General features: G+C 72.1%; 14 protein-coding genes. 3 read left to right on the forward strand and 11 right to left on the reverse strand.

The window, feature by feature from the left end; genetic code table 11:
- Window position 1: 1 nt before the first annotated feature.
- From BJY16_RS32125 to BJY16_RS32135, 3 genes are all read right to left on the reverse strand, one after another.
- Complete coding sequence (locus BJY16_RS32125) at window positions 2-1,108, reverse strand: epoxide hydrolase family protein (protein ID WP_185043290.1); 1,107 nt, start codon at window positions 1,106-1,108, stop codon at window positions 2-4.
- A gap of 77 nt (window positions 1,109-1,185) precedes the next feature.
- Complete coding sequence (locus tag BJY16_RS32130; protein WP_185043292.1) at window positions 1,186-1,464, reverse strand: hypothetical protein; 279 nt, start codon at window positions 1,462-1,464, stop codon at window positions 1,186-1,188.
- A 62-nt stretch (window positions 1,465-1,526) separates the two neighbouring features.
- Window positions 1,527-3,257 carry an NACHT domain-containing protein gene (locus BJY16_RS32135; protein ID WP_185043294.1) on the reverse strand — a complete coding sequence of 577 codons (1,731 nt, stop codon included), beginning with the start codon at window positions 3,255-3,257 and terminating at the stop codon, window positions 1,527-1,529.
- Between the two features lie 260 nt (window positions 3,258-3,517).
- Here BJY16_RS32135 and BJY16_RS32140 point away from each other — a divergent pair, with 260 nt between their 5' ends.
- Window positions 3,518-4,147, forward strand: coding sequence for a hypothetical protein (locus BJY16_RS32140; RefSeq protein ID WP_185043295.1), 630 nt, complete (start codon window positions 3,518-3,520; stop codon window positions 4,145-4,147).
- Window positions 4,148-4,157: 10 nt separating this feature from the next.
- On the forward strand, window positions 4,158-4,502 hold the full coding sequence (locus tag BJY16_RS32145) for a hypothetical protein (RefSeq protein WP_185043296.1): 345 nt from the start codon (window positions 4,158-4,160) through the stop codon (window positions 4,500-4,502).
- A 72-nt stretch (window positions 4,503-4,574) separates the two neighbouring features.
- Here the strand turns inward: BJY16_RS32145 and BJY16_RS32150 are convergent, their stop codons facing one another.
- Together BJY16_RS32150 and BJY16_RS32155 are read right to left on the reverse strand one after the other, a co-directional pair.
- A complete protein-coding gene (locus BJY16_RS32150) occupies window positions 4,575-6,188 on the reverse strand; it encodes a methyl-accepting chemotaxis protein (protein WP_185043297.1) in 1,614 nt (537 codons plus the stop codon).
- A gap of 136 nt (window positions 6,189-6,324) precedes the next feature.
- Entirely contained in the window at window positions 6,325-7,545 is a 1,221-nt protein-coding gene (locus BJY16_RS32155) for a PP2C family protein-serine/threonine phosphatase (protein ID WP_185043299.1), read from the reverse strand.
- Between the two features lie 85 nt (window positions 7,546-7,630).
- On the opposite strand from BJY16_RS32155, the gene BJY16_RS32160 reads away from it, so the two are divergent.
- Window positions 7,631-9,577, forward strand: coding sequence for a putative bifunctional diguanylate cyclase/phosphodiesterase (locus tag BJY16_RS32160; RefSeq protein WP_185043301.1), 1,947 nt, complete (start codon window positions 7,631-7,633; stop codon window positions 9,575-9,577).
- A 25-nt stretch (window positions 9,578-9,602) separates the two neighbouring features.
- Here BJY16_RS32160 and BJY16_RS32165 read toward each other — a convergent pair whose 3' ends face one another.
- From BJY16_RS32165 to BJY16_RS32190, 6 genes are all read right to left on the reverse strand, one after another.
- The gene (locus BJY16_RS32165) at window positions 9,603-11,057 is read right to left on the reverse strand and encodes an endo-1,4-beta-xylanase (protein ID WP_239177240.1); all 1,455 of its coding nucleotides are present in this window, start codon (window positions 11,055-11,057) and stop codon (window positions 9,603-9,605) included.
- Window positions 11,058-11,412: 355 nt separating this feature from the next.
- Window positions 11,413-12,381, reverse strand: a complete 969-nt coding sequence (locus BJY16_RS32170) for a diacylglycerol/lipid kinase family protein (protein ID WP_185043303.1) — start codon at window positions 12,379-12,381, stop codon at window positions 11,413-11,415.
- Window positions 12,382-12,509: 128 nt separating this feature from the next.
- A complete protein-coding gene (locus BJY16_RS32175; RefSeq protein WP_185043304.1) occupies window positions 12,510-13,892 on the reverse strand; it encodes a non-reducing end alpha-L-arabinofuranosidase family hydrolase in 1,383 nt (460 codons plus the stop codon).
- Window positions 13,893-13,903: 11 nt separating this feature from the next.
- On the reverse strand, window positions 13,904-16,198 hold the full coding sequence (locus BJY16_RS32180) for a beta-L-arabinofuranosidase domain-containing protein (RefSeq protein WP_185043305.1): 2,295 nt from the start codon (window positions 16,196-16,198) through the stop codon (window positions 13,904-13,906).
- The gene (locus BJY16_RS32185) at window positions 16,198-18,234 is read right to left on the reverse strand and encodes a family 43 glycosylhydrolase (RefSeq protein ID WP_185043306.1); all 2,037 of its coding nucleotides are present in this window, start codon (window positions 18,232-18,234) and stop codon (window positions 16,198-16,200) included. The genes BJY16_RS32180 and BJY16_RS32185 overlap by 1 nt, the downstream gene beginning before the upstream one ends.
- 170 nt (window positions 18,235-18,404) lie before the next feature.
- Window positions 18,405-19,967, reverse strand: a complete 1,563-nt coding sequence (locus BJY16_RS32190; RefSeq protein ID WP_239177238.1) for a sigma-70 family RNA polymerase sigma factor — start codon at window positions 19,965-19,967, stop codon at window positions 18,405-18,407.
- Window positions 19,968-19,973 lie beyond the last annotated feature (6 nt).

Here is a 19,973-nt window from a genome sequence, read left to right on the forward strand (position 1 = left end):
CTCATCGCAGCGGACCGAAGAAGGCATGCAGGTCGGCGACCAGCAGGTCAGGCGCCTCCAGGGCGGGGAAGTGGCCGCCCCGATCGTGCTCTTTCCAGTAGCGGATGTCCGGGTAGCGGCGGGCCGCCCAGCGCCGCGACGACCGGGGCAGCTCGGCCGGGAAGATCGACGCGCCGACCGGCACGTGCACCGGCCCGGCGTCCGCACGGGTGATCCACCGGGAGACCTGCTCGATGCTCTCCGCGTAGAGGCGGGCGGAGGAGGTGGCCGTGCCGGTCAGCCAGTAGAGGGTCACCTGGTCGAGGATCTGGTCGGGAGTCGGACGGGTCGGCTCGTCGCTCCAGGCGAGGAGTTTCTCCGCCATCCAGGCACAGAGACCGGCCGGTGAATCGGTCAGCGCGAAACCCACGGTCTGCGGCGCGGTACGGTGCACCTCGGAGTACGCCGAACCGGTCCGGGACCGCTCCACCAGCCGGGCCAGCGCGTCCCGCTCGGCCGGGGTCAGGTCGTCGTCCGCGGCCGGACCAGCGAGGGGCGGAACCAGGTGGATGCCGCACACGTGGGCGCTGTCCGTCGTCGCGAGCAGCGTCGAGATGCTGGTCCCCCAGTCACTGCCGGCCGCGCCGTACCGGAGATGGCCGAGCTCTTCCATGATCTGGGCCCAAGCCGCCGCGATCCGCTCGATCCCCCACCCCGGGCCCGCGGGTTTGCCGCTGAAGCCGTAGCCGGGCAGTGACGGGATCACCACGTCGAAGCCGGCCTCGGTGAGCGGCCCGACGAGGCCGACCAGTTCCAGCACCGAGCCGGGCCAGCCGTGGGTGAGGATCAGCGGCAGCGCCCCGGGCCGCGGCGATCGGGCGTGCAGCACGTGGATCGGCAGGTCATCGACCGTGATCAGCAGTTGCGGGTACGCGTTCAGCCGCGCCTCGGCGGCCCGCCAGTCGTACCCGGTGACCCAGTGCTCGCACAGCTCCCGCACCGTCCGCAGCGGAATCCCCTGCCCCCACGCCGCCTCCGGCCATCGCGTCCGGGCCAGCCGGTCCCGCAGCTCGACGAGATCCGACTCCGGCACCTCGACCCGGTAGGGCTCAATCCCGTTGATTCGCATCGATCGACTCTACGTCCGGCGCCCACGAGCACCGCCTTCCTCGGATCCGGGGACTTCGCCAACACCCTCCTGGGGGCTCAACCGTCGAGACGCCGAGGATCGAGGTGGTGCTCGTCCAGTGATGCGGGAGGTCCCGGCCGCCAGGAGCGGCCGGCGAGGTGATCCTGCAGCAGGTTGTGGCGGAACTGGTAGACGCCGCCGGCCCGGCGCAGCACCCCTCGGGCGTGCGCCTCGTCCAGGGCGCTCATCATCCGCAGGGGCATCCCCCGGAACCCGGCCGACACCAGCCGGGCCAGGCAGAACTGTCCCCAGGCGCTGAAGCTGAGCACCGCGGCCAGACCGGCCGACCCGGCCACGACGGTGGTGACCGGGCCGAGGTCGGCAGCCGCACTCAGCGACGCGGTGACCAGCCCGGCGGTCAGCCCCCGGCCAGCGCGGTCACCCGGTCGACGTGCAGCGAGCGCGCCGGCCGGGCCGCCGCGGACGCCACCGCGGAACCGGCGACCACGGCGCTGACCGTGCCGGCCGACACCATCATGCCCAGCCCGAAGAGCGGCTGCCCGACGGCGGCGCACACCGCCCCCAGCGGGAGGCCGACCACCAGGAACATCCGGCCCACTCCGGCGGCGGTGAACCGCCGGGGCAGCGACCGGTCGGAGAAGAGCAGCCGGGCGTAGGCCACCGTCAGTCCGACGTACGCGCCGGAGAACCACGGCAGCACCCAGCGCGGCGTCGCCCCGGCGTTCACGGCATCGACCACGGCCGGTATCGAGGCGCACGCCGTGATCAGCGCGACGAGCACGGCGAAGGCGACCGAGACGAACTGGACGGTGGGAGCCGGCCTCAGCTCGCTGAAGTGCCACCAGGCGAGTTCGTACGTCCGCTGCGCCCGCAGGTGCGCCGCCACCTCGCCGAGCCAGCGGCGGATCCGCGCCGCGTCCTCGGCGGTCCTGGCCGGGCGCCCGGCCAGAGCGGTCGCGTAGGCGGCCGGCACAAGATGCTCCAGCAGGTGCTGCTCGATGCCCTCCCGGGTGGCGGCCCACCCGGCGCCGAGCAACTCGCCGGGGTCCCGCTCCCGGCCCTGGTAGACGGTGCGCGCCAGCCAGATCATCAGCGGCGTGGACAGCGCCTGCGCCAGCGGCCCGTCCGGCGTCCCGGCCAGCCGGTCGACCACCGGCTGCCAGCGGCGGTCGGTCAGCGCCGCGCTGTCGGCCAGATGCCGGGCGGCATCGCGGGCGGCGACCGGCTGGATCTCCACCACCGCGGCCGCCGGCACCGGGCCGGATCCGGCCACCGCGGCCTCGTAGGGACGGGTGCGGCAGGTGATCACCAGGCCGTGACCGGCCGACGCCGCGATCCCCCGAATGGCGGCCTGCTGCAGGGAGTCGGCCATCTCGTCGAGGCCGTCGAGCACCGGCAGGATCAGCCCGCGGGCGACGAGATCCCGGGCGAGGGTACGCGGCGCGCCTCCGGGGCCGGGCACCTGCCGGGCCAGCCGGCGGTCGATCATCGTGACCTGCTCGGCGACCCAGTCGTCCAAGCCGAGTACCGGGTTCCAGCCCGCGGCCGACAGCACGACCGGCACCGGCTCGTGCGCCGCGCGCCGGGCGAGGACCTGCAGAGCGAGGTTGAGCACCAGCATCGACTTGCCCGCGCCGGGCTCGCCGAGCACCACCAGGCGGCGCGGGCCGCCGGGCGTGGTGAACAGGGCGCCGATCTCGGCGTACTCCCCGCGGATCTCGGCCGGGCCGGCGCCGGGCATGCCGCGCACCGACGCCCAGCTGGCCATCACCGCCTGCGCCCGCGGGGTGGACAGCCAGCGCACGTTCAGCGGCCACGGGTCGCGGACCCGCCGGGCGTGCTGCTCGGCCTGCCACTGCTCGTGCTGCGCGCCGGCCAGCCAGGCCAGCGCCGCCACGGTGGGATCGCCGGCCGGCCCGATCCGGGTCCCGCCGAGCCGCCACAGCCAGGACAGCGCGCCGATCGCAACCGCGGCCGCACCGGCGGCGCCGAAGACCACGCTGGCCCACTTGTCGGCGCGGTCCAGCCCTTCTCGCTGCAGGAACCAGGCCAGGAACAGCGCCAGCAGCACCAGGGCACCCAGGGCGGCGGCGAACCAGAGGCGGGGATGTCGGGACGATCGTGGCACCCGGACATGTTGCCCGCGAACCGGACGCACCGGCATTGACCGTACGGATGATTCATCGACCGGAGTCGAAGAACGTGAACAACCTTCGCGCGGTTCGGGCGACGTCAGGCCGGGGCCGGCAGCCGGCACGGCGTAGGTGCTGAACACCGATTCACTGTGCCCAAAATGCCGTATATCGCCGCAATCCGCCGCAGAAAGCAGCAAGAATCCTGAGTAGCGTCCATAGTCCGCCCTCCGGCCATTCTGTCAAGGAATCGTCCATGACCCGACCCGGCATCGGCAAGATCCGTGAAGTCTCCAGGGCATCGGTCGTGACGGCCGGTCTTCTCCTCGCCACGGTGGCTGCCCCCGCCCAGGCGGTTGGCGTGCGCGAGGATGGTCCCGTCTCGATCGCCGTCCCGGACGTCGAGGTCGTCGTGGGCGGCGCCGCGCTCGATCCGCTGGGACCGAGCCTGTGGTCGACGACCGGCGTGACCTCGCTGACCGAGGTGCGGGTCGTCTACGAGCTGCGCGGCGCCGCCGGGGTGCGGCTCACTCCCGGTGCCGGCGGCGGTGAGTGCACCCGGCCGGCACCGGCCCGGGTCGTCTGCACCGATCCGCGCGGGCTGACGTTCGAGGGCGAGACGGTCGAGCAGTACCTGCCCGTGGTGGTAACCGCTGCCAGGTCGGCCGAGGCGGGCGACACCGGGACGGTGACTGTCACGTTCTCCGCCAGCGGGCTGACACCGGTGACCGGCGTCGGCGAGGTTCGCGTCGTCGCCGGCCAGGACACCCTGCCGGTCACCGGATCTCCGGCCGGGCCGGTGGCCGTGGCCGGCCTGCTGCTGCTCGGCGCCGGCGCCGCGGGGGTGCTGGCCACGGGCCGGCGCCGCGCCCGCAGCGCCGGATGAGAGAGGCGCGATGAGCGGGTTCTCCCGCCTCTCTCGCCCGGCGAGGATCGCTCTGGTCGCCGGGTCCGTGCTGGCCGGATTGCTGGGTGCCGCGTTCGCCATCCTGTCGGCCTGGCTGGAGCTGCTGTTCGCCTGCTTCAAGACGACTCCCCCGGCGAACCCGGCCGTGCTGGCCACCTGCGTCGCCGGCTTCTGCGCGTCGATGGCGGTGCCGGCGCTGGCCTGGCCCCGCCTGCTGCCCGGCGCCCGGCGGGCGGGCCTCGTCACGACGGTCCTGCTGACCGTGCTGATGGGCGGAGCCGGCGCCACGATTGGCATCTACCTGGCCGTATCGAGACACAGTTTCCGATGCTGACCGGGTCCGCGCCATCTTCTCGAGGGAGCCGTCGCGGGTGCGGCCGCGAGGCGTACCGGAAAGGACCTGACCTCAGGCGCGGAACCGGCTGACCGCGTCGGTGAGCCGTCTGCTCATCCCGGCCAGTTGCCGCGCGGCCTCCTGGGCGGCCTGCACCCCGGCGCTGGACGCCTGCGCGGCCTGGGCCACCCCGGCGATGTTGCGGGCGATGTCCGAGGAGCTGCCGGCCGCGATCTGGACGTTGCGCCCCATCTCGTCGGTGGTGGCGTTCTGCTCCTCGACCGCCGAGGCGATCGTGGTCTGCAGCGCGTTGACCCGTTCGATGACCGCGCTGATCCGGCCGATCGCCTCGACCGCGCCGGTGGTGTCGCCCTGGATCGCCTCGACCCGCCGGGAGATGTCCTCGGTCGCCTTGGCGGTCTCCTGGGCCAGGTCCTTGACCTCGCTGGCGACCACCGCGAAGCCCTTGCCCATCTCGCCGGCCCGGGCCGCCTCGATGGTGGCGTTGAGGGCGAGCAGGTTGGTCTGCTCGGCGATCGCGGTGATCGTCTTGATGACCGCGCCGATCTGCGCCGAGGACTCGCCGAGCTTGCTGACCGTCTGGGTGGTCTGCGCCGCGACCGCCATCGCGTCGGCCGCCACGGTGGCCGCCTCGCTGGCGCTCACCGAGATCTCCCGGATGCTCTGCGCCATCTCCGAGGTGCCGGTGGACAGGGTGCCGATGCCGCGGGACACCTCCTCGGCCGACTGGGTCACCCCGACCGCCTGGCCGGCCGCCGCGTCGATCGAGCCGGCGATCTCGGTGGCCACGCCGGTCAGTCGGCTGCTGGAGCCGGACAGCTCGGCCGCGCACTCGTCGATCTCCCGGATCATCTGGACCAGCGAGTCGAGGCTGCGGTCCAGGGCGCTGCCCATCTGCGCGATCTCGTCGGATCCGGTGCTGCGCACCCGGGAGGTGAGGTCGCCGTCGGCGACGCGTTCGAGCACATCGACGGTACGCCGGACCGGGCGCACCACCGAGGCGGCCACCGCGAGCGCCAGCGCGACGCTGAGGATCGCGCCGAGGATGAGCAGCACGATGGTCACCGTGCGAGCGGTGCTGTAGGCGTCGTCGGCCACCTTCCGCTCCGCGCCCACCGTGGCGGTCTGCGCCTCGATCGCGGTCTCGATCAGCGACGGGATCCTGGTCTGCAGCTCGGTCGCCTGCGCCGCCACCTGCTGCAGCCCGGCCAGGTCACCGGCACGCTGCAGCGCGCCGAGCTGGTCGAGCATCCCGATCAGGGTGTCCAGGTCCTGGTTGAGCGTGGTGACCGCGGTCCGGGCGTCCGGCGCCAGCGGCTGGGCCAGGGCGTCCGACACCGCGCCGGTCAGCGTCCGCTGCAGCTGGGGCACCTGCGCCAGGAAGGCCGCCCGCTGGTCGGCGGCCAGGGTGGTGGACTGCGCGGCGACCCGGGTGAAGCTGTACCGGAACCAGGATGCTTCCAGCTTGCGGACGGCGGCGAGCGGGATCGCCCCGTGCGTGTAGATCTTCTCCGTCTCGTCGTGCAGCTTGCCCAGCTGGACCAGGCCGGCGACGCCGAGCGCGACGGTCACCGCCGTGACGATCAGGAACGCGGCGAGCAGGCGGCGCGCGATCCCGCCCCGCAGGCCCGGGCGGTGGCCCGGATCGAGGTCACCCATCGGCATGACGAACCACCTTTCGTCTCACCTTCCCGTTCGGCCGCGAACCAGACGGGCTGAGCAGGCGGCACTTTTACGGAGGAAATCCCCCCGGGTGGTGATGGACGGTATTTTCCGGGTATGCCCGCAGATTCGCGGCAGGTCAGGCGGGCGGGGGCTCGCGGCGGACGGCCAGGAGGGCCACGTCGTCCTTGGGAGGATCGCCGGCCAGGGCGGACAGGACCGCGGTGCAGGTCTGGTCGGGCGGGCCGGGATGGACCACGTCGAGCAGGGCCTTGATGCCGACGTCGATGATCTGGTGGCGGCGCTCGACCAGGCCGTCGGTGTAACCGAGCAGCAGCGCGCCGACCGGCAGGTCCAAGGCGGTGGTGTGCCGGGAGCGCAGGCCGCGGCCGACGCCCAGCGGGGCGTCGACGGGCAGGTCGGCCAGCACAGCGGGGCGGCCCGGCTCGGCGTAGACCGGCCGCAGGTGACCGGCCGACGACAGCCGGACGGTGCCACGCTCCGGGGAGATCATCGCGTACAGCGCGGTGGTCAGGTTGCCCGCCTCGAAGTGCCGGACCTTGCGGTCGAGCAGGGCGAGCACCTCCGCCGGGTCGTCGCTGATCAGCGTGTAGGCGCGCAGGGCGCTGCGGAGCCGGCCCATCACCACGGCGGAGGCGAGGCCGTGCCCGGAGACGTCGCCGATCACCACGCCGAGCCAGCCGTCCGGGAGGAGGAAGACGTCGTACCAGTCGCCGCCGACGCCGAACTCGTGGCCGGGCAGGTAACGCGCCGCCATGGCCAGGCCGTCGGCCTCGGGCAGCCGCGACGGGATCAGGCTGTGTTGCAGGGCGAGCGCCGCGCTGTGCTCGAGCCGGTGCCGGCGGACCTGCTCGGCCACCCCGAGCCGGTCGGCGGCCAGCTGCAGCAGCAACACCTCCTCAGCGGTGAACTCGCGCCGGGTGAGGCTGCCGACGTGCAGCACCCCGACCACCTCGTCGGCGGCGGCGATCGGCACCCCGAGCAGCGATCGGATGCCGGCCTGCAGCAGCAGCGGGTTGACCACGTCGGCCGGGGTGACGTCGGTGAGGATCATCGGCTCCCGACGCTCGGCGATCCGCCCGGCGAAGCCCTGACCGACATCGATCCGGAAGCCACGGCGGACCTCGTCCTCCAGGCCCTTGGTCGCGGTGGCGACCAGCTGCCGGGTCCGCGGGTCGAGCAGCAGCACCGTGGCGGTGTCCGCACCGAGCAGCGCACGCACCTCTCCGAGCAGCTCGTCGAGGACGTCGGAGACGTCGAGCCGGGACAGGGCGGCATCGGCGGAGGCGTGGAAGCGACGCAGCCGCTCGTAGCCGCGCAACGCATCCGTGGCATCCACCCCATGACCCTATGCCCCGGTAGCGGCCGGGTTGTATCCGGACGGTCCGCTCATCTCGGCGGGTGCGAAACCGATCAGCAGCCACATGCGCGTCTTCTCGTTCCGCAGGCCTTCCGGGTTCCAGCGCGCCGCGCCGTTCCGGCGGGGCGCGATGTGGCTGATGGTGGCCGGTGCGCTGGCCGTGCCGGCCGGCAGCGCCGTGGCGATCACCGAACTGCAGGAGAACGCGGCGCACCGCAGCGCGCTGCGGGTCCTGCTGGCCGACGTGGAGAACGCGGCCTGGCAGCAGAACGCGCTGCGCTCGCGGGCCATGCTCGCCAAGGGGCTGACGCCGGACCTGGCGAAGACGCGACAGGAGGTCGACGAGACGGTCGACGCGATCGCCGCGGACTTCGCCCGGCGTGACCCGGACAGCCGGTACGCCCTGGCGGTGCAGGACGCGTTCGGCTACTACGACGACGCCGTCGACTACGAGTTCGAGCTGCTCGAGGCGGGCGACCTGCTGGCCGCCCAGCGGGCCAACGAGTACCGGGCCGATCCCACGTTCGGGGCGCTGCGCGCGGCCATGGACGACGCCGCCCGGCACTACGAGCGGGAGGCGGACCGGAGCGGCCGGTGGGCGCTGCAGGGCACCGTGCTGATCATGACGGCGGCCGCCACCATGATCGCCGGGCTGGTCACGCAGTCCCACCGGATCCGGGCCCGGGCCTTCCGCAAGGCCGCCCACCAGGCCACCCATGACGCGCTGACCGGGCTGCCGAACCGGATGCTGCTGCACGACACGATCGCCGCGGCGATCGCCACCGAGTCCGCCGACGGCAGCCACGTCGCGCTGCTGCTGCTCGACCTCGACCGGTTCAAGGAGGTCAACGACACCCTCGGCCACCACTACGGCGACCAGCTGCTGGTCCAGGCGGCCCGCCGGATGCGCGACACGGTGCGCGACGGCGAGATGGTGGCCCGGCTCGGCGGCGACGAGTTCGCCGTGCTGCTGCCCGGCGTCACCGGCGCCGCGGACGTGGCGGCCTTCGCGGCACGGCTGCAGGAGGCGCTGCAGGCGCCGTTCGAGCTGGACGGGCTGAGCCTGACGGTGGCCGGCAGCATCGGCGCGGCGCTGCACCCGGAGCACGGCCGGACCGCCGACGAGTTGCTGCAGCGCGCCGACATCGCGATGTACACCGCCAAGGCCCGGCGCACCGGCTTCGCGGTCTTCGACCAGAGCCAGGACAGCACCGACCCGCGGAAACTCACCCTGGCCAGCGACCTGCGCCGGGGCATCGACCAGGGCCAGCTGCTGCTGCACTACCAGCCCAAGGTGGACGCGCAGACCGGCCGGGTCCTCGGCGCCGAGGCGCTGGTCCGCTGGCAGCACCCGGAGCACGGGATGATCCCGCCGAACGATTTCATCCCGCTGGCCGAGCACACCGGCCTGATCACTCCGCTGACCCGGTTCGTGCTCGACTCGGCGCTGCGGCAGTGCCGGGCCTGGCTGACCGCCGGCCACGAGCTGACCGTCGCGGTCAACGTCTCCGCGCACGGGCTGCTCGACCTGGACCTGCCCGCCGAGATCGCCGAGCGGCTGGACCACTGGCAGGTCCCGGCCCGGCTGCTGACCATCGAGATCACCGAGACCGCGATCATGACCGATCCGGAACGGGCCCTGCAGGTGGTCAAGCAGCTGCACGCGCTCGGCGTGCACCTGTCGATCGACGACTTCGGCACCGGGTACTCCTCGATGGCGTACCTGAAGAATCTGCCGGTTCAGGAGCTGAAGATCGACCGCACCTTCGTCAGCAGCATGACCACCAGCGAGCGGGACGCGGTGATCGTGCGCTCCACCGTCGAGCTGGGCCGCAACCTGGGCCTGCGGGTGATCGCCGAGGGTGTCGAGGACATCGCCACCTGGCGCCAGCTGGACGCGGCCGGCTGTGACGCGCTGCAGGGCTACTACATCTCCCGGCCGGTCGGCCCGGCCGACTTCGACGCCTGGCTGGACGGCCAGAAGGCGGAGGCGCCCGCCGCCCTGGCCTGACGGCGAGGACGGCGGGCGGCGGGGATCAGTTCAGGCTGAACCGCTGGTTGGCCTGGCCGTTGCAGTCGTAGATCTGCACCTGCTGGCCGTTGCCGGTGCCCCAGACGTCCAGGCAGCGCCCGGACTGCACACCGGTGATGGTGCCGTTGCTGTTGACGTTCCACTGCTGGTTGGCCTGGCCGTTGCAGCTGTAGATCTGCACGGCCGCGCCGTTGCCGGAACCGGCCGCGTCCAGGCAGCGGCTGCCGTACACGGTCAGCTGCTTGCTGGCGGTCAGCGTCCAGGCCTGGTTGGTCTGGCCGTTGCAGTCGTAGAGCTGGACCCGGGTGCCGTTGGTCTGCGACGCGTTCGGCACGTCGATGCACCGGCCGGACTGGGCGCCGACGATCCGCTTGGCGGTGCCACCCGGGGTCGACGGCGACGGCTCACTCGGCGTCGGCGAGGACGGGCCCGGGCCGGGGCCGGCCGCGTTGAGCGCGTTCAGCACCGAGGTGTACGCGGCCTTCTTGTTGCCGCCGCCGTCGAACAGCAGCGGGCTCTCGTTGGACCGCCACGAGTCGCTGTCCCGCACGCCCCAGACCGTGATGCCGATGCAGCGCGGCACGTTGAGGCAGGCCTGGGTCAGCCCGGCGTACTGCGAGGTGGACGAGTTGGTGACGTCGACCTCGGTGAGCGCCACGTCCACGCCGAGGGCGGCGAAGCTGGACAGCGTGGTCTGGAAGTTGCTCGGCAGCGAGCTGCCGCCGGTGAAGTGTGTCTGCAGGCCCACGCAGTCGATCGGCACGCCGCGGGACTTGAAGTCCTGGATCATGCGGTAGACGCCCTGCGTCTTGCCGTAGGACCAGTTCTCGATGTTGTAGTCGTTGTAGCAGAGCTTGACCGACGGGTCAGCGGCGCGGGCGGCCCGGAACGCCGCCTCGATCCAGTCGTTGCCGGTCGCCTGCAGGTTCGACTGCCGGCGGCTGCCGTCCTCGTTGAACGCCTCGTTGACCACGTCCCAGGCGGCGAGTTTGCCCTTGTAGTGGGCCATCACGCCGTTGATGTGGTCGATCATCGCCTGGCGCAGGCCGCTGCCGCTGAGGCCGCCCCACCAGCTCGGCTGCTGCGCGTGCCAGGCCAGGGTGTGCCCGCGGACCTTGAGGCCGCGCTGGGTGGCCCAGTTGTAGATCTGGTCGCCGGCGTTGAAGTTGAACTGCCCCCGCTGCGGCTCGGTGGCGTCCGGCTTCATCTCGTTCTCGGCCGTGATCATGTTGAACTCGCGGGCCGCGATCGACGAGTACGTGCTGTCACCGAGCCGGCTGGCGGCGATCGCGGTGCCGAAGTAGCGGCCGGACTGCGCGGCCGCCGCGCCGAGGGTGGTCGCGGCGTTCGCGTCCGGCGCCACGATCAGCACGCCGAGCCCGGCGGCCAGGGCGGCGGCGCCGGCCAGCAGGGCCCGGGTACGCAGTGGTCGGCGTGGGAGGGGGGATCTGGTTGCCACGAGGGCCTCCCTTTCTCGGCTCCGCTTTCCGGCCACCGCGCATCGCACGCAGGGCGGGGGCCGCGCGTGTGTGGGGAGAAGCGATGGGGCGCAGAGCCGACTGTCAAAGATGGGCTTCAATGCAGTGCTCATGCTGGCACGGCAACATCCCTGAAACAAGAAGTTCCGGAGAAGTTCCGGGAGTTTCAGGTGGGTGGGTTACCGTCCGGCATCAGCAATAACGCCATTCACCTGCGCTTATGCATCGAGCCGAGCCGCCGCCCCATCTCCGGAAGTTTCGGCCGGAATCGCGATACTTGCAATGGGTCGACCCACGGGGCGGCGGCGAGATAACAGAAACGCGGACATCCATCGATCAGGCGTTGGTGACCTTCCGGATCTCGTCGGCGTCGCGGGACACCGCGCCGGCGTCGTGGGCCAGGTCCGGGTCGTCGGCCGGGCGCGGCACGCAGAGCAGCAGGGCCTGCGGGCGTACCGTGACCCGCAGCTGCTTGCCGGGATCGATCAGGTCGCCGTCGAGCTGGCGGGGCTGGGCCCGGTTGCTGCGGATCTCCACGGTGGCGGCGGTGAAGGTCTCCATCCGCGGCACGGCCTCGCGGCGGCGCAGGACTCCCCAGGCGAGCGCGAGCCAGTGGCGCAGGGTGCGCGGGCTGAGCACCGCGACGTCGAGCAGCCCGTCGTCCGGCTCGGCGGCCTGCAGCAGCCGCATCCCGCCCTGCAGCCGGCCGACGTTGCCGACGATCACGGTGCGCGGGCGCCGGGCGAACGCCGGCCCGCCGTCGAGCGAGATCCGGACCCGCATCGGCCGGTCCCGCAGGTGCCGGACCGCGCCGGCGACGTAGGCCAGCCAGCCGACGTGCTTCTTCGCGGTCTCGCTGGTGGCGTCCAGCATCTGGGCGTCGAAGCCCATCCCGGCCATCACCGCGAAACTCTGGTCACCGACGCAGCCGACGTCGATCCGCCGCCGGCCGCCCTGCAGCGCGACCTCGATCCCGGTGGCCAGGTCGCCGCTGAGCCCCAGGTTGGCGGCGAGCAGGTTGCCGGTGCCGGCCGGCAGCACGGCGAGCGCCACGTCGGTGCCGGCCAGCGCGGAGACGCAGGCCATCACGGTGCCGTCCCCGCCGCAGACGAAGACGATCTCGGCGCCGTCGCGGACCGCCCGGGCGGCCTGGCCGGCGCCGGGGTCCTCGACGGTGGTCTCCAGCCACATCGGCTCCGGCCAGCCGGCCGCGGCGAGGGCTTCGGTGATGATCCGGCGCAGCTCCTCCAGGTCCGGAACCTTCACCGGGTTGACGACGACGGCTGTTCGCGGCGCTGTGTCCATGGCCGGTCGGTTACCCGGAACGGCCGCCGCTCACTCCGGTCCCGCGACGCGCGCCGGCCCGGTGCGCTCAACGTCCCCAAAGAGCGCACCGGGCCGGCTCCCCACCGAATGATGGTCCAGACAGCTCCTTACCGCTGCAGGGTGAGCAGGCCGGGCCGCCACGGCAGCTGGTCGTAGGGACCGCCGGCGCTCGGGCTCTTGCCCTGGTAGAGGAGCTGGAGGTGACACGGGTCGACGGTCTTGGTCTGGTCCGGGTTGGTGCGGACCAGGTCACCGTGGCTGATGTCGTTGGTCCAGGTGGCCCCGCTGTTGGCCTTGCCGGCGAACGGGTTGCTCTCGGTCGCCGCCTGCGGCGTCCAGGTGCCACCGAGGCTGGTGGCGGTGAACGACCGGAAGTAGCGGCCCTGGCTGCCGATCGCCTCGACGATCATCAGGTACTGGTTCTGGCCCTGCACCTTGTAGACCTCGACCGCTTCGAACAGGTTGTTGGTCGAGTCACTCATGATCGTCGTGTACGACGAGCCGAAGCTGCCCGGGAAGTTCCCGATCGGCATGCTGGCCCGGTAGATCTTGCCGTTGTCGCCGGCGAAGAACAGGTACATGTTCTGCCCGTCGCCGATCAGCGTCTGGTCGATCACGCCGGTGCTGGAGCCGGTGATGCTGCCGGTGAACAGCGTCTGCGGCGCGGACCAGCCGTTGGCGTTGGTCGGGTCGGTGGAGGTCTTGTAGCTGAACGCGGTCGGGCCCCACTGGTAGGCGAGCACCCAGATGTTCTTCGGCGCGAAGTAGAGCAGCGTCGGCGCCACGGTGCCCTGGCTCATCCCGTTCTGGCTGGCCGAGGCCATCTCGGACCAGTCGCCGAAGAGGCCGAAGTTCATCGAGCCGTAGCCCGAGCCGGACACGTTGGACGCGTAGACCAGGTGCTTTCCGTTGTAGACGACGTTGGTGAAGTCCTTGAGCGAGACCCACCCGTTCTTCGGGCTGGCCAGCGCGCCGGTGGACGACCAGCGGTAACTCGACGGCAGCGTGCAGGTGCCGCCCGGCGTGGACGGGGACGGCGAGGACGGCGACGGGGAGGACGGCGACGGCGAGGTCGGTCCGGTCCCGCCGGTGCAGGTCACGCCGTTGAGGGCGAAACTGGTCGGGACCGGGTTGCTGCCGGTCCACGAGCCGTTGAAGCCGAACGACACCGAGGCGCCGGTGCCGACCGAGCCGTTGTAGCTCATGTTCTTCGCGGTCACCGCCGAGCCGCTCTGCGTCACGGTGGCGTTCCACGCCTGGGTGACCGTCTGCCCGGCCCCATAGGACCAGGTCAGCGTCCAGTCGGACAGCGGGTCCCCGAGGTTGGTGATCGCCACGTTGGCGCCGAACCCGCCCTGCCACTGCGACGACACGGTGTAGCCGACCGAGCAGCCGGCCGCCGCGGCGTCCGCCGGGGACATCGCCACGACGACCGCGGTCGAGGTCAGCAGCGCGGCGCCGGCCGACACCAGGATTCTGGATCTAGTCATGATCTCTCCCTTCAGACTCGGACCAGGCGCCAGTTGTTGTCGGCGCTGCCGTTGTCGGTTTCCTGAACGACCTGACTCCCCCAGGCGCTCGAGGCGCCCTGCACGGCGAGCACCTTGCCGCTGTTGACGTTGCGCAGCCGGTAGGACCCGTCGCTGTTGGCAAGCGGTGTCCACCGGTGGTCGGCGGTGCCGTTGTCGGCCCACTGCAGGACGCGGGCGTTGTCCGTGGTCGCCATGTTCTCGACGCCGAGGACCTTGCCGCTGTTGACGTTGCGGAACCGCACCGCGCCGCCGTCGGCGATCTGCACCCAGTGGTGGTCGGCGGTGCCGGTGTCACCCCAGACGATCGCCGTGCCACCGTCCGCGGTGGACATGTCCTTGATCCCCAGGACCAGCCCGGACGCCACGTTGACCAGCTTGTAGGCCGCCTCGGTGGCACCCGAGGCGTTCCAGTAGACGACGTAGTTGAAGCCCTGCGCGTCGTGGAACGGCCCCAAATTCACGGTGGTGCCGTTGGCGGTCGCGGTGAAGGCCAGGCTGCCCGTGCCGGTCCGGGCGATGCTGGACACGACCAGCGACGGATTGCCCGACGGCGTCGCGCTGCCGTAGTTGCCGGCCAGCACCACCGGGCCGTACGTGATCGCCTGCACCGCGGGGTTGTCCGGAGCCGCCTGCATGATCACCCGCATCGGCAGCCGTACGGTCAGCACGTCCCCCGCCGCCCAGGCCCGGGTGACGGTGGCATAGCTGCCCGCGGTGGCGGTGACGTCCTGCGGGACGCCGTTGACCGCGAGGGTGGCGCCGGACGTCCAGCCGGGGATCCGGACCCGGATGCTCCACGACCCGCTCATCGTGCCGGTCAGGGTCAGCGTGGTGGTGTCGCTGACCGGGTACGACGTCGCCTGGGTGACCGTGATCCCCCGCTCGGCCCAGGTCAGCACCGAGGGCGTGAACAGGTTCACGGTGAGCGTGGTCCCGCTGAAGAAGTAGACCGAGTCCATCAGCTTCGTGTTGGTCTCCACGCCGGTCCCCTGGCAGCACCAGAAGCTGGTGTAGTCGGTCGACCAGGTGCCACCGCCCCAGGCCGGCCCGACGCCCCGGCGGCCGCCGGCCCGCAGCGGCGTGAAGTAGGTGATGTGGCCGTGGCTGTCGGCCGGGTTCTGCGCGCCGATCAGGTGGTTGAGCAGCGCCCGCTCGTAGAAGTCGAAGTACGCCGCCCGGCTGGGGTCGGTCAGCCACAGCTCCCGGGTCAGCTTGAGCATGTTGTAGGTGTTGCAGTGCTCGCAGGTGTCGTTGGTGAGGTAACCGGCGATCGCGTTCGGCGCCCGGAAGTGCTCGGCCTGGCTGTTGCCGCCGATCGCGTAGGTGTGCGCGCCGGTGGTGATGTCCCAGGCGTTGCGGCCGATGTCGCGGTAGCGGGTGGTGCCGGTCGCCTTGTACTCCCGGACCGCGCCCACCCACTTGGGCACCTGGGTGTTCGCGTGCAGCCCGTTGAGCTGGTCGGTGCCGGCGGCGAGCGGGGTGAACACCGCCGCGTGGTCGAACCGCTGGGCGACGGTGAGCCAGCGGGCGTCCCCGGTCTGCTGGTAGAGGTCGGCCAGCACCTCGTTCATGCCGCCGAACTCGGTGCCCAGCATGGCCTGCATCTGGCTGCCGCTGAGCCGCGCCGTGCGGGTGTCGACCCAGCCGGCGAGCCGCAGCAGCACGTCGCGGGCGGTGGTGTCGCCGATCAGCCGCCACACGTCGAGCAACCCGGCGAGCGTCTTGTGCACGCAGTAGTACGGCACGTTGCCGTTGGACAGGGTGCGCGCCTCCAGCGCGGTGAAGTCGGCCTCCGGGAACCCGGAGAGGTAGCCGTTCGACGCCTGGCACTTGGCCAGCTCGGCGACCATGTAGACGGCCTTGTCCCGGCAGGTGGTGTCGCCGAGTGCGGCCCAGGCCTGCGCCCACGCGGTGAGGAAGTGTCCCTGCATGTGGGTCCGGAACGGGAAGGTGGGCGCGTCCCAGCCGCCGTTGGCGGCGGCCCCGCCGGTGGATCGGCCGTGGTTGGCCCGGAAGTTGTAGAGCAGCCGGTCGACGTCGACGAAGCGCAGGTAGTTGAGGGTACGGGCCTGGTTGTCCAGCCAGCGCCCGGCGGTCAGCCGGACCTGGCCGAACGGGAACGGATAGGCCGCGACGCCCAGGTCGGGCCGGACCGGTGCGACCGCCGCCTGGGCGGCCCGCGCCGGGGCACCGAGGGTGGCCGCCACCGCACCGGCGCCGGCCGCCTGCAGCAGGTGCCGCCGGCTGAACGGGAACGTGGTCATCAGCCCTCCCGGGTCAGGTCGAAGCGGCTGACGGTGACCGCGCCGCCCAGCGACTGGGTGGCGTAGTTGAAGATGCCGAAGCGGTAGCCCATGAAGAACTGCCAGGCGTTGTTCAGCGTGAACGCCGGGCCGAGCGGGGTGAACGTGCTGCCGTTGGTGCTGTAGGAGAAGGTGGCGGTGCGCCCCGAGCCGGGCCGAATGTCGGCGGTGGCCCGCAGCCAGATCCGGCCGCCGCTGACCGTGGCGCCGGCCGCCTCGGTCCCGGTGCCGGTGGTGGCCCAGCTGGAGTTCATGGTCAGGCCGTTGGTCATCGACACCCGGGTGACGCCGTTGTCCTTGCGGATGCCGATCCAGGCCGACGAGTCGCGCAGCATCGCCAGGCCGGCCCGGTCACCGTTGGCCATCTGCGAGTAGTCCAGCTCGATGGTCGCGGTGGAGGCGGGTCCCTGGATCCGGTGGGTGAGCGTGTTCCGGGCGTTGTAGAGGTCGTTCGTCACCGTGGCGGTGGACAGCCGCAGCCCGTTGCCGACGCTGAACCGGCTGGTGTCCGGGTTGTGGTTCCACTCCCAGCGGGGCCCCAGAGCGCTTCCGGTGAAGGTGTCCGGGCCGATCATCGAGGCCACCGTCTTGGACGTGGTGATGTTCGGTTTCGGGTACGTCGCGCCCCACCGCCCGTTCACCGTGGTGAGCACCGGCCAGTCGTTGCTCCAGGTGATCGGGGCCAGCGTGGGCACCCGGCCGCCGGGGTAGGCGTCGGTGAACGCCATGTACCACCAGTCGCCGTTCTGCGTCTGCACCAGGCCGCCCTGGTGCGGCACCCCGCCCCCGGAGATCGGGCCGGGCAGATCGAGCAGGACCTGACGGCTCTCGTACGGCCCCCACGGGCTGGTCGAGCGCAGCACGTACTGCCCGTTGGCCGGGCGGGTCAGCCAGATGTAGTAGTAGTTGCCGCGCTTGTACATCCGGCTGCCCTCGAGGGTGCCGATGCTCGACGGGGTGGTGTAGACGGTCTGCGCCCGGACCTGCGAGGTCAGGTCGGCGGAGAGCTGGGCGACGCTGATCGTGCCGTTGCCGTAGGCGACGTACGGCGTGTCGTTGTCGAAGAGCAGGCCGGCGTCGTAGTAGCAGTTGTTGATCCGGGCCTTCTTCGACCAGGCGCCGTCCACCGCCGACGCGGTGTAGACGTAGGTGCGGTTGAACTCGGTGCAGCCCAGCCAGTAGTAGGTGCTGTTGCTGGGCCGGTAGTTGAACGCCGACGCCCAGATCCCCTTGACGTAGGCACGGCCGCCGGACAGGTCGTAGGCGGACGAGTCGAAGTCCAGGCGGGGCACCGAGTGGCCGGCGTACTCCCAGTTCACCAGGTCGTAGGAGCGCAGGATCGGCGCGCCCGGCGAGTAGTGCATGGTCGACGCCGAGTAGTAGTAGGCGTCACCGACCCGGATGATGTCGCCGTCGGCGAAGTCCTGCCAGACCACCGGGTTGGTGAAGGTGCCGGTGGACGGGGTGGTGCCGCCGGTCTTCACCAGCTGCCACTGCTGGTTGGCGCCGTTCCAGTCGCTGTACTGCACGATGTTCGCGCCGTCCGCGGTCGACGCGCCCTGCACCTCGACCGCCTTGCCGCTGTTCCGGTTGATCAGCTGCACGTACCCGTCGACGTCCTGGACGCTGAACTGCTGGTTGGCGGCGTTGTTGTCGGTCCACTGGATGATCGCGCCGCCGTCCGCGGTGGAGGCGCCGGAGACGTCCAGGACCTTGCCGGAGAGTTTCGATCTGAGCCGGTAGTAGCCGCCGCCGGAGTCGACGAACTGCCACTGCTGCTGCGCCTGGTCGTTGCGGGTCCACTGGGTGATCCGCGCGCCGTCGTTGGTCGCCAGGTTGTAGAGGTCCAGGGCCTTGCCGCTGTTGCGGTTGACCAGCACGTAGGAGGCGCTGGTGTCGATCGTGGCGGCCGCGGCCGGGGCGGCCACCGCGCAGGCGAGCGTCGCGCCGAGCACGGCACTCAGGGCGGCGGCGACCAGTCGCCGGGGATGTGTCATCGTCAGCTCCTCGCATCGGGGGAATGCGCGCGAATACCGGCGCCATCGTGGGAGCGCTTCCATTCGTGAGCGATAGTGCCAGACCATAAAGGCAAATTCAAAGGATTCCGCGTACGACCGGAGCGGGTCCGTACGCATAACGGTTTTGGAATTGTTTTTCGCGGCCTGCGTCAATCGGCGAGCGCGGGCCGTACCAGAAATGATCCGTCGGCGCGGAAACCGGGGCTGCCGTCGAACTGGTCGACCCACAATTCATCGCCGCGGTGCCGCAGGAACCAGCCGGGGTAGTTGGAGGATTCGAGCAGGACCGAGCCGGCCGGCTGCCCGGCCTGCGGGCAGAACGTCGCGTCGCCGCGGAACAGCGCCGAGCCGTCACTCGGGTTAAGCCGCAGCCGCCAGGACGCGTGCCGCAGGTAACGGCCGTCGGCGGACCGGAACGAGAAGCACGTCCGGTCGTTGAGCCCGGCCACCACCTGGAAGGTCGCCTGCCGGCGGGCGGCGACCGGGTCGTCCGGGCCGACCGCGGTCAGCAGGCCGTAGCCGCCGGGCGCGGTGACGTAGCGCCCGGCGGCGTTCGCCGAGCTCAGCGACACCGGTCCGAACCGGAGCAGACCCGCTGCGGCGCTGGTGGGCGGCGTGCTGGCAGCGGGCGCGCTGGTGGCCGGCACGCTGCTGGCCGGCGCGCTGCTGGCCGGCGCGCCGGCCCCGGCGGCCGAGGTGGGCGCCGGGATGGTGGTCGGGTGCGGGGTCTGCGCCACCGTGGCCGGCGGCGCCGTCGCCGGGTCGGCCACCACGACCGCCCCGCCGACGGCGCCGACCACCAGGGTGCCGGCCGCGACCGCGGTGACCACCGGATGCGCCGCGGACAGCGCCGCCAGCTGGCCGGCCACCCCGAGTTTCGCGGCGGTGACCGCGCCCCCGGTCGTCTTGGCCAGCACCGACGCGGTCAGCGCGGCCGGCACCGGGACCAGGACCAGGGCGGGCAGCAGCCGGTCGATCGGCACCTGCTCGCCGGCGCCGCGGGTGCAGATCGGGCAGTCCCGGACGTGCCGGGCCAGCCGCTTGCGCCACCGCGGCGCGGGCATCCCGTCCCAGCCGGACAACTCGCCGGCGAGCAGGCCGCACCGCGGGCGGACGTCGAGCGCCGCCACGATGGCCCGGCTCAGCTCCAGCTGGGCGCGCATCCGCTGGATCCGGACGCCGGCGTGGATCACGGTGATGCCGAGCGCCCGGGCCAGCTCGGCCCGGGACAGCCGGCCGGCCACCTCCAGCCACCACAGCGACAGCAGCCGCCGGTCGTCCGGGTCCAGCCAGCGGCCGGCCCGCTGCACCTGGCGGCGCTGGGCGGACAGGTCGGCGCGCAGGTCGGTGACGCCCTCGAAGGCGGCCTCGGCGTCCGGCATCCCGGCGGCCTCGTCGAGCGGCACGAGCTGGGCCGCGGCCCGGTCCGCCCGGTGCTGGTGGGTGCCGACCTGGCGCAGCGCGATCGCCGCCAGCCAGGGCCGGAAGCTCTCCGGCGAGCGCAGCGACCGCAGCTGGCGCAGGGCGCGGAGCATGATGTCCTGAGTGACGTCGTCGACGTCCGGGTGCCCGTCGAGCGCCTGCCGGACGATGGCGTAGACCATCGGCAGGTGCGTCGCGGCCAGCTCGTCCAGCGCGGCGCGGTCGCCGGCCTGCGCCGCCCGCACCAGGGCGGAGGCACCGGCCCGGGTCACTCCCATGTCCGTCGTCATCACCAC

This window comes from Actinoplanes octamycinicus (assembly GCF_014205225.1).
GTDB lineage: Bacteria > Actinomycetota > Actinomycetes > Mycobacteriales > Micromonosporaceae > Actinoplanes > Actinoplanes octamycinicus.